The 13,829-nt window shown below is 54.6% G+C and carries 14 protein-coding genes; 7 read left to right on the top strand and 7 right to left on the bottom strand.

Annotated features, from left to right (window positions below; all coding sequences use genetic code 11):
• Positions 1-65: 65 nt before the first annotated feature.
• The 3 genes from ACWHYZ_RS04710 to ACWHYZ_RS04720 all read left to right on the top strand — a co-directional run bounded on the left by ACWHYZ_RS04710 (position 66) and on the right by ACWHYZ_RS04720 (position 1,650).
• Complete coding sequence (locus ACWHYZ_RS04710; RefSeq protein WP_447986131.1) at positions 66-272, top strand: hypothetical protein; 207 nt, start codon at positions 66-68, stop codon at positions 270-272.
• Positions 269-709, top strand: a complete 441-nt coding sequence (locus ACWHYZ_RS04715) for a hypothetical protein (RefSeq protein ID WP_447986132.1) — start codon at positions 269-271, stop codon at positions 707-709. The genes ACWHYZ_RS04710 and ACWHYZ_RS04715 overlap by 4 nt, the downstream gene beginning before the upstream one ends.
• Before the next feature lie 596 nt (positions 710-1,305).
• A complete protein-coding gene (locus tag ACWHYZ_RS04720; RefSeq protein WP_447986133.1) occupies positions 1,306-1,650 on the top strand; it encodes a hypothetical protein in 345 nt (114 codons plus the stop codon).
• Positions 1,651-1,682: 32 nt separating this feature from the next.
• On the opposite strand, the gene ACWHYZ_RS04725 is transcribed toward ACWHYZ_RS04720, so the two are convergent.
• On the bottom strand, positions 1,683-2,279 hold the full coding sequence (locus tag ACWHYZ_RS04725; protein ID WP_447986134.1) for a hypothetical protein: 597 nt from the start codon (positions 2,277-2,279) through the stop codon (positions 1,683-1,685).
• 133 nt (positions 2,280-2,412) lie between these two features.
• On the opposite strand from ACWHYZ_RS04725, the gene ACWHYZ_RS04730 reads away from it, so the two are divergent.
• Complete coding sequence (locus ACWHYZ_RS04730; protein ID WP_447986135.1) at positions 2,413-2,718, top strand: hypothetical protein; 306 nt, start codon at positions 2,413-2,415, stop codon at positions 2,716-2,718.
• Between the two features lie 556 nt (positions 2,719-3,274).
• Here the strand turns inward: ACWHYZ_RS04730 and ACWHYZ_RS04735 are convergent.
• The 4 genes from ACWHYZ_RS04735 to ACWHYZ_RS04750 form a co-directional block, all read right to left on the bottom strand.
• Positions 3,275-3,676, bottom strand: coding sequence for a hypothetical protein (locus ACWHYZ_RS04735; RefSeq protein ID WP_447986136.1), 402 nt, complete (start codon positions 3,674-3,676; stop codon positions 3,275-3,277).
• A 231-nt stretch (positions 3,677-3,907) separates the two neighbouring features.
• Positions 3,908-4,660, bottom strand: a complete 753-nt coding sequence (locus ACWHYZ_RS04740) for a hypothetical protein (RefSeq protein WP_447986137.1) — start codon at positions 4,658-4,660, stop codon at positions 3,908-3,910.
• 123 nt (positions 4,661-4,783) lie between these two features.
• Positions 4,784-5,044, bottom strand: a complete 261-nt coding sequence (locus tag ACWHYZ_RS04745) for a hypothetical protein (RefSeq protein WP_447986138.1) — start codon at positions 5,042-5,044, stop codon at positions 4,784-4,786.
• Positions 5,045-5,892: 848 nt separating this feature from the next.
• On the bottom strand, positions 5,893-6,795 hold the full coding sequence (locus tag ACWHYZ_RS04750) for a nidogen-like domain-containing protein (protein ID WP_447986139.1): 903 nt from the start codon (positions 6,793-6,795) through the stop codon (positions 5,893-5,895).
• Between the two features lie 503 nt (positions 6,796-7,298).
• On the opposite strand from ACWHYZ_RS04750, the gene ACWHYZ_RS04755 reads away from it, so the two are divergent.
• Entirely contained in the window at positions 7,299-7,493 is a 195-nt protein-coding gene (locus tag ACWHYZ_RS04755) for a hypothetical protein (protein WP_447986140.1), read from the top strand.
• A 120-nt stretch (positions 7,494-7,613) separates the two neighbouring features.
• On the opposite strand, the gene corA is transcribed toward ACWHYZ_RS04755, so the two are convergent.
• On the bottom strand, positions 7,614-8,579 hold the full coding sequence (corA, locus tag ACWHYZ_RS04760; RefSeq protein WP_447986141.1) for a magnesium/cobalt transporter CorA: 966 nt from the start codon (positions 8,577-8,579) through the stop codon (positions 7,614-7,616).
• 134 nt (positions 8,580-8,713) lie between these two features.
• Entirely contained in the window at positions 8,714-10,948 is a 2,235-nt protein-coding gene (gene ppk1 / locus ACWHYZ_RS04765; protein WP_447986142.1) for a polyphosphate kinase 1, read from the bottom strand.
• Positions 10,949-11,041: 93 nt separating this feature from the next.
• Between ppk1 and ACWHYZ_RS04770 the strand changes: the two genes are divergently transcribed.
• Both ACWHYZ_RS04770 and ACWHYZ_RS04775 read left to right on the top strand, forming a co-directional pair.
• Positions 11,042-11,923: an MBL fold metallo-hydrolase gene (locus tag ACWHYZ_RS04770; protein ID WP_447986143.1), complete on the top strand. Its 882-nt coding sequence runs from the start codon at positions 11,042-11,044 to the stop codon at positions 11,921-11,923.
• 109 nt (positions 11,924-12,032) lie between these two features.
• Positions 12,033-13,820, top strand: a complete 1,788-nt coding sequence (locus ACWHYZ_RS04775; RefSeq protein WP_447986144.1) for a N,N-dimethylformamidase beta subunit family domain-containing protein — start codon at positions 12,033-12,035, stop codon at positions 13,818-13,820.
• Positions 13,821-13,829 lie beyond the last annotated feature (9 nt).

Genomic DNA, 13,829 nt, shown 5'->3' on the forward strand with positions numbered 1-13,829 from the left:
AGGAATGCGGTAAGCTTATGTTGGTTGCGCAACACCCCGGCTCGCCAGGAGGTGATGTTTTGTCTGTGCCGTCACTAAGTCATGACGAGTTGAAAGCTGCTGAAGCCGCATTTCGCGGCCGTCCATGCAATTCAGGGTGGTCGGAACGTGCGCAGGCCATCTATGAAGGTATTTGGGCGCAAACGGAGGGGCGAGATATCGTCGAAGCGAAGAGGAGTAGCGTGGAGCAGGCCGAGGACCTGCAGGTTGCCTTAGTTGGAGTGAATATATGAAACAGGTCCTCCGGTGTTATTTGGTGAACGACTCTAATGAGGTGAAACGGATCCCCGTACCGCACTATCGGCGTGTCCTGGCTGGCGGCGTCAAGATAGCCCAGTTTGCAGGGGAGGCGATTCGGTTTGCGGAGACGACGCTATGGTTGGATAAGGATAGAATCATCGTTCGCGCCCTCATCTGCTTCCCATTAGTTCATTTCAATTGTGATGGCCGGCGTGACGTCTTAAAACTGCAGCAGGAAATGGATCTACTCACGAAGGAACAAGCCTCATCCCCAGACGGTTATTGGCCAGAACTGTATCGAGCAGAACGATTCCACGCCTTTCGTTGGGTTCCGTCACAACACATCCTTGAGCAACTCCGTCAGAGTCTTCCCCATCATCCCACTCAAGTCCCGATGCATACGCCTAACGAAACCTTTCCCCCCAGTTGATGGGGTCTTTCATAGTTCCCATTTCGTCTCTTTGGGAGTCAATAGCTTCGGCCGAAGTGAGTCGCGACTAATGAGGCCCAATCGTGGCTGCTTGCCATCCATTCTCTATTGTCAAAATACATGTATTTTCTGCTTGCTGAATCCAGGTCCATGATGGATAATGCGCTCCTTTTTTGGTCATTTATGCAGGAGGTTTTCTATGTCATGCCCACGTTGTCGCGGTGTAATGATCGCACAAGATCTTCATGATCACCACGGGACCTATCTCACGCTGCCCGGTTGGCGGTGTCTTTCGTGTGGAGAAGTGCTGGACGCAACAATCCTAACAAACCGGCAGTCGTCTCCGGTCAAGAGCGCTGCCGGACGACCTTCCTCCCCTAGCGTCTGCCGGTAGTCTTGGGGGACCCTGGTTCGAAATCCAGGGTCCCAGCCCAGTTGGATTCAACATTAGATTTATTGAGAATGATGTTCAGCGGGCTTTTTGTCCCTTGGGACGATCTGTCCCGCATCTCACTGATGCGGGTCTGACAGATGCTAGAAATTCAACGGCCTTAAGCTATCGATGGCCTGGCATTCCCATTGCTCGGTGGTGGTCTATGCGGACGTTCTTGCACATCTTCTTGCTAGCAGCTCTTCTTCCGGTCTCGTGCGATGCGGCACGCATGACATTACATGGCAGCCACGAGGTGAAGGCACTGACGAGTCGCCAAGACCTGTTGCTGATGGCTAATGAGCGGCAAGTGGTACACTATCGATACCTTGCAGCCGAGCAAGTGGGGGCTGCGTCGCGCCTCGCCGAGGGAGGTGACGTAGATGGGACGACCCGGATGTTGTTCAGCGCCGTTGAATATCAGGCACTTGCAGAGGAAGTGGAAGAGCAGACTGCCGATCATCTAGCCGCTCAAGTACGCGCCTCCACTGAAGAGCATGAGCAACGGTAGAAGCCGAGAAAGAACTTTATAGAGACAAGATGCTATGCCCGAGGAACAGGGATATGGCAATAGTCTATGGACTTATCGATAGAATACCCGCCTGGTCTGTATTGCCATACCGTCGCGAGCGCGTGACACAAAATATGGCTCGGGGCAAGGCTTCGGTCGTTTTCGTCCATCTTCTCGGGTCCTAAGAAATCTGTCCCGGTGGCGCTGAAGATTTCTTTGCCGGATTTGACGGCAAAGCCGTTGATCGTGACGGAGAATCTTTCAGGAGTGTGGTCCATAGAGACGCGGAAAAACACGACATAATCCACGCCCGCTGCCTTGGCCGCCCCGAGGACTGCTGCCGTGTGGCACTGCTCTGGACAGGTCGCAATGCTCTCAGGAATCGTAAGCGGTTGCGCAGGCCCTAGCTCGATGACGTACAGATTCCGATCATGCAGCCACTCTTTAGCAGAGGATAATACCCTTGCATCGTTTCCGATTACGGATACGCGAGCACCCGGCGAAGGGAGGGCGTGGTATGAAGAAGATGAAACGTAGATCTGTCTGTTGGCGCCGCAGGCGCTGACGATCACGCACATGCAGAGCACACTGACGTGCCACATCACCGGCATGATAGTGTTCCGTACCATGTAATCGATTATAAGATAAGACGGGGTAGGGAGAAGTGTCTTTCTTCTGGCTGGGTTAGGATAAGATGATAGGCAGCGAGAGTTCGGTGGCATTGTTAAACTCAATCCCTCAACCGGCACATCTTCGGTAGCGATGCTCATCATCACCCCAGAGGCACGCACGGTGTTGCAAGACTTGCTTGTAGAACATCCGGATGAACGGGTGGTCCGTCTTGCCGTAAAGGATCTCGATGAGCAGCGCCTCGCTATTAATATCAGCCTTGAGCATGCTCCTTACCCCGGGGACCGAGTTCAAGAGAATCAAGGGATTACCGTGGCGATTGCGGCTGATAGCGTGAGTCGCTTGGACGGAGCGACACTGCGGTTTGCCAACAATGCATTCCATCTGGAACATCCAACTCCACCTCTCCGTGAACTGCGTCTCATTTCACCTAACTAGACCCTGTCGTAGGCTGACCCGTACGCTGATCACCTCGAATCTTCCAAGCAACATCATAACAGGGAAAGCCATCGTACCCTGACCAGGCTTCTGATCGTAACGAGTCAGTAACGACGTTCGCGTGGCTGACCAGTGGATGGATTATACAGAACCAGGCTTGTGATCATAACGGGTCAGTACTGAGGGAGGAGTATGGTTCTCTGGGAGGAGTTGGAATCGGGAAAGGAAGTGGTAAGCAGAACCGTTCAATTCATCGTGACGCCGATCGCCGAGAGGTAGGAGGCGGTGGCCACACCGCCTCCTACTTCCTTCTCACTGGAGGAGTATCCTCGGCGAGAAGAAGGCAGCGTCCGAGTCGACCGCTCGGCCCGGACACTGGTAGCTTACCATGAAGGTGTCTCTCGTGTGAATCATGATTTATGGATTTAATTTCAATAACTTAATAGTCTTGAGGCGGTGAACATCGCGAGGAGATGGAGCAGCAAAAGGAATCAATCAAGAGCGAGTCCGAGCCTAGCGGGCTGACGACCCTAAGAGTGACACTATGCCAGTAGTGCTATTCACACGGTGGGCGCCCAATTGCAGTGAACATACGAGATAAAGATTGCCAGCGTGGAACATCTTGAGTATTTCGAAATGTCACCCCTCCACCGGTTTGAAGGTTAAGCATGGTCCATTCCTGGTACAAGGCACAGGCATCCGGAGTCGCCGTGAGAGCTTCAGGTGTGGTAGCGACGACAGGCGGGACTGCCGGTCCGTTCTGTTCAAAGAATGGGGCAAGGTTTGCTCGGCGGCCACCTTCAGGGGCAGCCATGACGGTTCCACGCGGCTCATACGGCGCGCAGAGCAGATCCGCGCGATTCGTGAATGTCCCATCATCGCAGCGAAAGAATTGGTCGTTGCCTGATGCGAATGGTGCCGTCACGGCGAAGAAGATCAAGAGCATGAGTGGCATCATGGTAATACTCCTTCTGCAGTGACAAGTACCATATCTCAATGTTGACTGCCTATCGGACTCCAGTCGTGGACTGGGATTTTATAGCGGTGAGATTTGCTGCCGATGGCGATACAGCTTCATGGGCTATCGTAGCGCGCGCCCACCGGCACGTGCGTTGCGCGTATACCCGATAGAGTAGACAAGAGATAGAGGAGAACTTTAGCGGGAAGTCGCAGATCTCAAATATGCTCGTTAAGCACTGTTTCTCGGTGAACCTGCAAAGCCGCCCGATTCATGACCCCGAGTGGACCAGCCGGTGGCGCTGACCGTTGAGATCAATCGCATAGCGGAACCGTTCATCTGGAGTGGAAGAGGGCTCCCTGGTTGTTCATTGCTGGGGGCACTCGGGTCAAGGAGAACACAGGGGCATGGCGCATCGCCGACGTTCAAGGCATAAGCATCGATCCGATTTGGGGTCTGAAGAGCGGTTGGATCATCGCTCGGAGTGAGTTGATAAGCATCGAGCGCCGAAGTGGCCGGCGGCCAATTCCCGCCCGCATGATGCAGTGCAGTAGGGGTGATGTCGCAGGCGAGAACATAGCTGTCCTTCGGTAGCACAAGCAAATAGTTGCGAATGCGCTGCTGATCAAGAAGAGAAGACAATAACACGGCAATGTCAGCCGCATCTCCGGTCTTAATAGAAAGAGTGCGAGCGGGGTGTTGTGGGGCATGAAGCCACGGATTTTGTTTGGCTTCCGGCATCACCGTAGCCACGACAAAGTCGTAGAGCGCGAGCAATTGACAGGCCGTATCGTGAGGTTGGCAATGCGTGACCTGCGAGGTCGCCACAGTCTTGATGGACGGCACGTCTACACTCTCGGTCGGGCGATTTACCGGCTCCTGGACGGAGTGCAACGGGGCTGAAAGGGGCAGCGACCGACCGAGGGTGAGGTCAAATAGACCGAAGGCAAGTATTCCAATAAATAAAACGATGACTAGTGGCATGGCTGTGTTCCGACACAGAAGTGTAGCTGATCCAGAAAATTATGGTCGATCGGGATGCGCCTACAGGGATGGGTTTATCCTCGTCCGCGTAGGGGGACAATTGGATATTCTAGGGGTCCGGCATTACGACTCACTCGTCCAGATCACTCGTCCAGATGCCCGGAATAGATTTAACGGCTGAGACGGCCCAACGTTTACGACTTGCTCGCCGCACAGCGCCATTGGAATCTGCAGCGAGTCGTTCAAAAAGGGATGGAGACAGGAAGGGGGTGAGACGACTAAGAGGCGTATGAGTGGTTCATCATCCAATGCCAATTGCTCCAGAGTCTCTTCGTCGATCGAGGGATGTTCGGCCAGTTTCAACCGAACTTGAAATTGCATCATCTTCAACCGAAGCCGCAAGGAGGACGGCCGGAACGTCACGGCGTGAGTCGATCGTTCGCCGAACCAGGGCGGATCTGTCTTCAATAAGGATGGTGAAGGCCACGAACGGAATTGAGGCTCTTCGGGCAATTGCTAGTCAAACGCCGAGATCGGGGTCATTCGCCCAAAAGGACCAGTTCGTCCGCAGGGGCGTCGTGGTCCCAGGCGATCAAACGACGCAGGCCTGGTTCTGGCGCCGAGACAAGCGTCTTTAAAATCGGCGGAAAGGTCATTCCTGTGAGGCCCGGGTCGAAAGGGACATCTGATGTTCCATTTTTCGCGTCAACGTACATCCAGGACAGTCGCCGTAGCGGCCATGTCCAGGTACATGAAACTTTGTTACTTCTTGATACAGCTCGCGTCCCCGGCAGGAATTCCATACAAGCGGTTGCGGATGATCTTTCATACGTCACCTCCTAATTGATCGTTATATCGGCTCAACATTGCGAGGACTTGAGGAACTCCGCCGTTTCGGAGATGAAGGCCGGGTGGACCTCGGACGAAGATGATCGAGGTGATCAAGGTCGAGGGGTTGGATAACCTAGATGACAGGGGGTGGACAATGGAAAAGAGGCGAGTCGCCGCCTAATGTCCCTGATAGGAAGCTATAGTCCCATCCGCGGGGCAGATCTGTTGAAAAGTGCTGACCAGAGACGGTGTCACCCGATGAGGGGGGCCTTACTCCCTTAAACGATAGTGTGCGGATTCAGAGAAGGGTGAAGCGAGTTTAAGAAGAGAGATCGAGAGGCTGATGGGGTTCATTCACAGACGATCACAGTAAATGAGCCCCGATGAAACCCATGCACGTCTTATAGTCGTCGCATTCTCCATGCTGCGAGAGCGGCAAGTCCGCTACCGAGAAGAAGCAGCGAGGCTGGTTCGGGGACGGCAGGTCCCGTCCCGCCTCCTCCAGGTGTCGGGGGGATGACCACTGGGACACCGCCCACTAAATTAAACCAGATATGATGATTGGCAACCACTCCTGCGATGCCGTTTTGTGTTGATCCAGCCAGCACTTGCCCATTACCCGCTCCGTCGCCAAATCCAACGGCGCCGGGCGTCCCTCCGAATCCACCGGTGCCTCCACTCGCATCGCCAGTTTCCCAGTTCATGCCCTTGTAGAAAAATCCGATCTGTCCTTCACCAGCGGGAATGGCAAAGCCGGGGCCGCGCAACACCAGTTGGAAACTATTCAGCTTGTCGTCATGTGCACCAAAGTATCCGACCTGATCCCAGGTCACGATGATTTCGTTGGCGATATTCGTCCTGAGATGTGTCACACCGCTGAGTGCGCCCCGTGTATCCACATCAGCGAAAAATGGGGAGATGAGGGGCTGCGGCGCGCCTGTTGGGCCGCTCGGTGTGAAGGCCGAGATGCCATTGTTGAAGCTGATGTTGCCGTTGTTATTCACCCAGTATTGTGTTTGATTTGTCCCAAAAAAATTCAGCGTAAAGCCGAGAGGTTTTGGTCCGCTGAACCCGTCGTCATTGCGGCCGGTGGGATCGCCAACGCCCGCTGCATTGCCCCCGCCGGTCATGACGACCACATCACCAATCCCCCCGCCAATTGTATCGGTATAGTAGTTAGTGGAAGACACCAGCGCACTCTGCGGGATCACCGTTTCAACCGCATGTGCACCCGGTGCGCCTCCCATACAGGCAGCAACCGCGGTTGTCATCAGTATAGCTAGAAGCGACTTACGGCTCATCATTTTGAAACCTCCTCTACGGCGGTGAGCTTTGTGAAAATCTTGTCTCTGGTTGCGGGAGACATGCACGGCGCATCTGTTTCAGTATCTCGATGCAAGAACATCACTTGCTGGCAAGGAGCTCCAGCAAAATCGAGTCCAATACGTAACCATCTGATTGACAAGGCTATGAAGAGAACGGGTGATGGCAGGAAATCGGTGAGTGTCGTCTTTTCCGACTTGGAGCTACAGCCCTGTCGGCAGTATCTCCATTGATAGGGATGCCAACCTATTGATTCTGTGTGTGTTTAAAAATGTCTTGGGATCCAGATGCCGCAGGCACACGGAAAAATAAGTTGACACTATGTCAACAGCGCCTCGCAGCATATTGAATGGATGGCAGGTATGAGTCATCTGGGATTCAGGAGAGGCACGTACTCTGTTCTAGGGCATCGACACCGTAGACATTTGTCGGCCCGTTGCTATACTTTGTGTAGGCCAATGGACTACACATGGAGAACGTCGACATGAAAGAATTGCACGACGAACTTCACCGCTTGAACGGTCTACGTTTTTGCGGTGTCTGGCAGACTGAGCACGGTGAATTCGCTCTTTTTGAAGACGCGCTCGGTACGCGTTCTTCATTTATGTTAAAAACCGGAGAGACCCTTGGTGAGGGTGTGGAACGAGTGACGACTCGATATCGCACCGTCAGTTCCTAAGCCTTATTTTTATGCGGCGATGGCTCTAATCGCCTCAATCATTCCGTTTACCCTCTTTGGAAAGTGTGTGCCTTGTTCCGTAGGCTGGATCAATGCAGACACGCACCCGTTTGGTAAGATCTAATCCAGCCAACCCCTTTGCTTGAAATACCAATAAGGTGTGCCTCCCGCTAAGATCATGACCAGGATGGCAAATGGGTAGCCGAATGGCCATCCGAGCTCCGGCATAAAATCAAAGTTCATGCCGTAGATGCTGGCCACCAATGTCGGCGGAAGGAATACGACGGCGGCAATGGAGAAAATTTTGATAATCTTATTTTGTGCGAGGCTAATTATCCCAAGCAAGGCGTCCATTAAGAAGTTGATTTTGTCAAAGATAAAGCCTGTATGGCCGTTCAACGATTCAATGTCCCGCAATATCCCGCGCACCTCTTCATTTTGATCCGGCGAGAGGATTCGGCTGCGCAGCAAGAACGATAAGGCGCGCCGGTTGTCCATCAAATCCAAGCGAACCTTTCCGTTGAGATCCTCCTGGCTCGCTATGCGCTCGATATTATCCCGCATGATTCGATCCGTAATCTCCTTGTGTCGGTCCAACACCAGAATGCTGATTTGGTCTAAGACCTTGTAGATCTTTTCCAAGACGTCCGCATCCTGTTCCACGGAGAGCGCATAACAGGCGAGCATAATCCCCACCGCATCATGGACCATTCCCGGTCCGGCGCGTGCTTTCATCCTGAACAAGCGAAGGAACGTCAGGTCTTCTTCATGGACCGTCAGCAATCGCCCGTCGTGCAGAGTAAAGGAAAGATTGACGCTTGACGCTCCATCTTCGTAACTTTGTACAAATGTCGACTGGATATGGATGCCATGCTCGTCTTGGTAATGGCGCGCACTGGCTTGAAGGTCCTTCAATTCGTCGTCTTCCGGTAGCTCTAAGCGAAAAACCGACTGAACCAGTTCACGTTCATGTTCGGTGGGCGACACCAGGTCGATCCACAGGGTCTCTTTTTTCGTCAAGTCCTCTTTGGATGTGATCGGGGCTTGCATGAGCCGGCCCTCAATCAAGGTAAAAGCAGTGATCATGATGTCTAGACTTCCCGTTTCAGAAATATTGTGCTGAGACTCACGCTGGCTCCACTTCGATACCTGTGCCCCGATGTAGCTACATGCCACATGTAACACGAGAGCATGACAGATCGGTAATGTATTTAATCTATTTAAGGAGGAGAAGTTCGCAGAGAGGAGGGCGTGCTCAAAGATTTCGAATCTGAATTCCAATGCGTGAGCAGCCAGTCTTGAGAACTCATTGGAGTCTCGCCAGCCGCCGGTCTCAGACGTTCGTAGGTGCCGTCCGGACATAGACGCCGAGCCTGTTGATTGTCTCGTAGCCCGGCTCCAAGAATGTCCGTGATGATGGTCTCGCGCAGGCGCGGATGTTCCACGGGATAGAGGACTTCGACGCGGCGATCGAGATTTCGCGGCATGAGATCTGCACTGCCGACCAGCACTTCATCCTGACCACCGTTCCGGAAATGATAGATGCGGGCATGTTCGAGAAAGCGGCCGACGACGGAGGTGACCGTAATGGTAGAGCTCAAGCCGGGGATACCGGGCCGCAATCCGCAGATGCCCCGCACTTGGAGGTCGATCTTCACGCCGGCTTGTGAGGCGCGATACAGGGCCTGAATACACGGCTTATCAACCAAGGCGTTCAACTTAAATCCGAGATACCCATGGCCATGTTCCCGGTGGAGGCGAATCTCACGTTCGATCCGTTCCAGAATCTGCCGGCGCATGGTAATGGGAGCGACGAAGAGTTTCTCGTAACTTTTCTTGTGTGAGTATCCGGTTAGCGCATTGAACAGGTGCGTGACATCAGCGCCAATCGCCGGATCACAGGTAAAATAGCTCACATCCGTATAGATCTTGCTGGTCGCCACATTATAATTGCCCGTGCCGAGGTGTACATAGCGGCGAATGCCATCCGATTCCCGGCGCACGACGAGACACAGCTTCGCATGCGTCTTCAGTCCAAGTACGCCATAGACAACATGCACGCCCTCATCCTCCAGTTTCCGAGCCCAGGCAATGTTGTTTTCTTCATCAAAGCGCGCCTTCAGCTCCACGACCACCGCCACCTGCTTGCCGTTGACCCGGGCTTCCATAAGTGCCTCGACAATGGGTGATTTCGGGTTCACCCGATACAGCGTTTGCTTGATCGCGAGCACGTTCGGGTCAGTCGCGGCTTGACGGACGAAATCCACCACAGGACCGAAACTATCGTAAGGATGATACAGCAGCACATCCTCATGCCGGACCGCATCAAATACGTTACCCGGTGAAGTCAGCACGGCAGGAATCCTGGGCTGAAACGGCGGATCTTTCAGATCCGGACGATCTAGGCCGACCAGTTCCATGATGCTCGCCATGCCGATCGGGCTCTCAACGGTATCCACGAGATACGGTGCCAATTGGAGATTGCGTGTCAACGTATCGCGAATATCATCAGGTGTGTGGCGCTCCAACTCCAAGCGCACGGCGGATCCGAATTCACGCTCATCAACCTGGGCTTCAACTGCCGTGATGAGATCGGCCGCCTCGTCTTCTTCAATGGCAAGCTCCGCATCGCGGGTCACACGAAACGGATACGACGCGACCACCTCCAGACCAGGAAAGAGCGTCTCAAGATTGGCCGCCACGATTTCTTCGAACCAGACGAAGCTATACCCTTTGCCGGTGCTGGGCAGGTCCGTCTGTGGCACATGATTTCCGGGTTGGGTCAGGACGGGCACCAGCCGCGGAAACACGTCAGGCAATTTCAGGCGAGCGAAACACTCACCGCGCTCGGGATCTCTGACCACCACCGCCAAGTTGAAGCTGAGATTGGAAATGTGTGGAAACGGATGAGCAGGATCGAAGGCCAGCGGGGTTAGTGTCGGGAAGACCTCGCGCAAAAAATACTGCCGCAGCCGCTCCTGCTCGGTGTCGGCTAAGTCTCCATAATGCACGATGTGAATGCCTGCCTCGCGGAGCTTCGGCAGCACGTCCTCGCTCCAGCACGCGTGGTAGCGGCTCAGTTGTCTCTTCAATTCTTGACGGATGGCGGCAATTTGTTCCGATGGCGTCATGCCGTCAGGCGGCGCCTCCGTCGCCACGCCACTGAGCTGGCATCGTAGCCCCGAAACCCTGATCATGAAAAATTCGTCTAGGTTCGTCGCGTAGATGGCCAGAAACTTCACGCGTTCCAAGAGGGGATGTCGTTGATCCTCGGCCTCTTCGAGCACTCGGAGATTAAATTGCAGCCAACTCAGCTCGCGGTTGAGAAACAGCCCTGGACTGTTCAGATCCAGGGAGGAATCCGCTGTGGCGTTCGCCGGCTCTGATGGAGGAGTAACCATAGTGATGATCGCGACGGGTGCCTCGGTGGCCCATCCGGATGATGTCCTACGCACACTGCTTGTACTATCCTATCATGGCGAAAGGATGGACTTCTCCATTGCAGCCTTCCCCCTACACGATGCCTCAGTCACGTGGTATGGTATGCCATGGCGAATTTTAAGAAGAAACTTCCCGCCAATATCCCTGGGAATTTCTTTGTCGACTCGACCTGCATTAACTGCGACGCTTGCCGGCAGCTGGCGCCTGAGACGTTTCAGGAGCAGGAGGACTTTTCGTCCGTCTTTCACCAGCCCGCTAGTAAACTGGAAGTTCACCGGGCGTATCAAGCCATGATCGCCTGCCCGGTCGGCTCGATCGGCGTCATCGACTCAGATCATCAACATTGGCAAGAGGCCATGGCGAGCTTTCCACTTCGCCTCGATCAGGGTCTTTATTATGCAGGGTTCAATTCTGACAAATCCTTCGGCGGGAACAGCTATTATCTTCAGCACGCGGACGGCAATTGGCTCATTGATTCACCACGCTATCTCAAGCACCTGGTGGACGCGTTTGAGCGCTTAGGCGGTCTGCGGTATATTTTTCTGACGCATGAAGATGATGTGGCTGACGCCTCACGGTACGCCAAACGGTTTGAAGCGACACGCATTATTCATCGCGCCGACCTGATGGCTGCTCCCGAGGCCGAATGGGTCATTGAAGGACGCCAAACGGTGTCGGTCTCCAAGCAGTTTCAGATCATTCCGGTGCCCGGTCATACACCGGGCAGCATGGCGCTCCTATATGGCGAGCGATATTTATTTACCGGCGATCATCTGTGGTGGGACCGGGACTGCAAAAGGCTGGACATCCCTCGGGTGTATGTGGCCAATCAACACGATCTGGAGCAGTCGACCGAGCGGCTTCTCGATGTGCACTTTGAATGGGTCTTGCCCGGACATGGCGATCGCATCCATTTACCCGCAGAAGAGATGCGAGGCCAGCTTGAGCGGTTGGTGAAACGACGAACCGCGCAGCCCACCAAACAGTAGCGGAATCGACAGGATCCCGATTTGTGCACTGCGCCGACCAGAACAAAATCTGTCAATCCATGCCAGCGTTAACATGCCGGTCAATCCACCTCCAACAATGGAGTCCATTGTGTCTTTGAATACGACAAGGCCAAGCCGGTGGGGCTATGCCGCGTGGGCGTGTTTGCTTCTGTGTCTGTTGATGCCGACCTGGGCAAGCGCCTCGACGCCGGTCGAACTGGAAAATGCTCGCCCCGGCAGTGCGGCGTGGCACCTCACTAATCCAGCGGAATACGGAGAAATCGAAGGTTACGCGTCTCTCACCAGTGTGAACCGTGGCAAGGCGATCAAACTGTTCGTCAATACTCATGAATCGTCCTATACCATCGAAATCTATCGGATGGGCTGGTACGGCGGTGCCGGGGCCAGACGCGTCGTTGGACCTATTGAACGTCCGGGTACTGTGCAAGCGATACCGGAGCCGGACCCAGAGACGGGATTGATCGAATGCCGCTGGACGGATCCCTACGAATTGACCACCGCCAATCCCTCGGATCCGCGTGATTGGTTGAGCGGCATCTACCTTGCCAAGCTCACAACGGTCAGCGGGAAGCAGAGTTACATCATCTTTGTCGTGCGTGAAGATGAGCGCCCTTCGGATTATTTATATCAATCGAGTGTCACCACGTTTCAGGCCTATAACAATTGGGGTGGAAAGTCCCTCTATCAGTTCAACAGTGTGGGACGCGCGGCCAGGAAAGTCTCTTTCAATCGGCCCTACGCTCCCAGCGAGAATCCCGTCGCGGCGTTCGGCGGAGGAGCGGGAGAGTTTTTGACGAACAATTCACCGGGCGACCGGGTTTCTTCTGCGGGCTGGGAATACAACATGGTGCGGTGGCTCGAACGGGAAGGCTATGACGTAACCTATTGTACGAATGTCGACACGCATGCCGATCCGACCTTGTTAATGCATCACCGCGGATGGCTGTCCGTTGGGCACGATGAGTACTGGAGCTGGGAGATGCGGGACCATGTCAAATATGCGCGGGATCACGGTGTGAGCCTCGCGTTTTTCTCTGCCAATGTCTGTTATTGGCAAATCCGATTCGAGCCGAGTCTGATGAGTGGGGATCGGTACCGAACCATCGTCTCATACAAGGAAGACCCCGAGGATGAGTTTCACGAAGATCCTTACGTGCTCGATCGTGACCCGACGAACGATCATCGAGTCACGAGTCGATGGCGGCGGGCTCCCGTGAACAGCCCTGAAGAAGCGTTGCTTGGCGTCATGTACGAAGCGGACCCGGTGGACTCCGACGTGGTCATTGCGAATGCGGGTTCCTGGGTGACGAGCGGGACCGGTCTTCGGCCCGCAGATCATCTTCCGGGTCTCTTAGGGTATGAGGTCGATCGGGTGTTTGGATCCGGACCCGGATCCGTCACGGTGGTCGCCCATTCTCCCTACACCATCGGCGAGCAACCGCACTATTCGGACCTGGTCTTCTATGAGTGGCCCAGCGGTGCCACGGTCTTTGCCACGGGATCGATTCAATGGAGCTGGGGCTTGGATGATTTTAACGTCCCTCTGTTGCGCACATCGCGTTTGCATGCCGGCGCCCAGCAGATGACGCGGAATGTCCTGGCCCGTCTGGCGGGAGACCACTTCCCTGTGGCGGCTGTTTCTGGGCCGACGGAGGGGCGGACCGGTGTTCCTCTTTCCTTTAACGGACGCTCGTCGAGCGATGAGGATGGCGGGATTGTCGGCTATCAGTGGACGTATGGCGATGGGACCAGCGAGAAGGGACCGGCCACAACACACGTGTATCGCTCCCCGGGCCGGTACACCGTCACGCTGACGGTCATGGACGATCGGGGCGCGCGCCACAGCACGAGTCGGGAGTTATCCATTCATGAGTAGCAGGAATTG

The sequence above is a fragment of the Nitrospira sp. Nam74 genome (assembly GCF_965152615.1).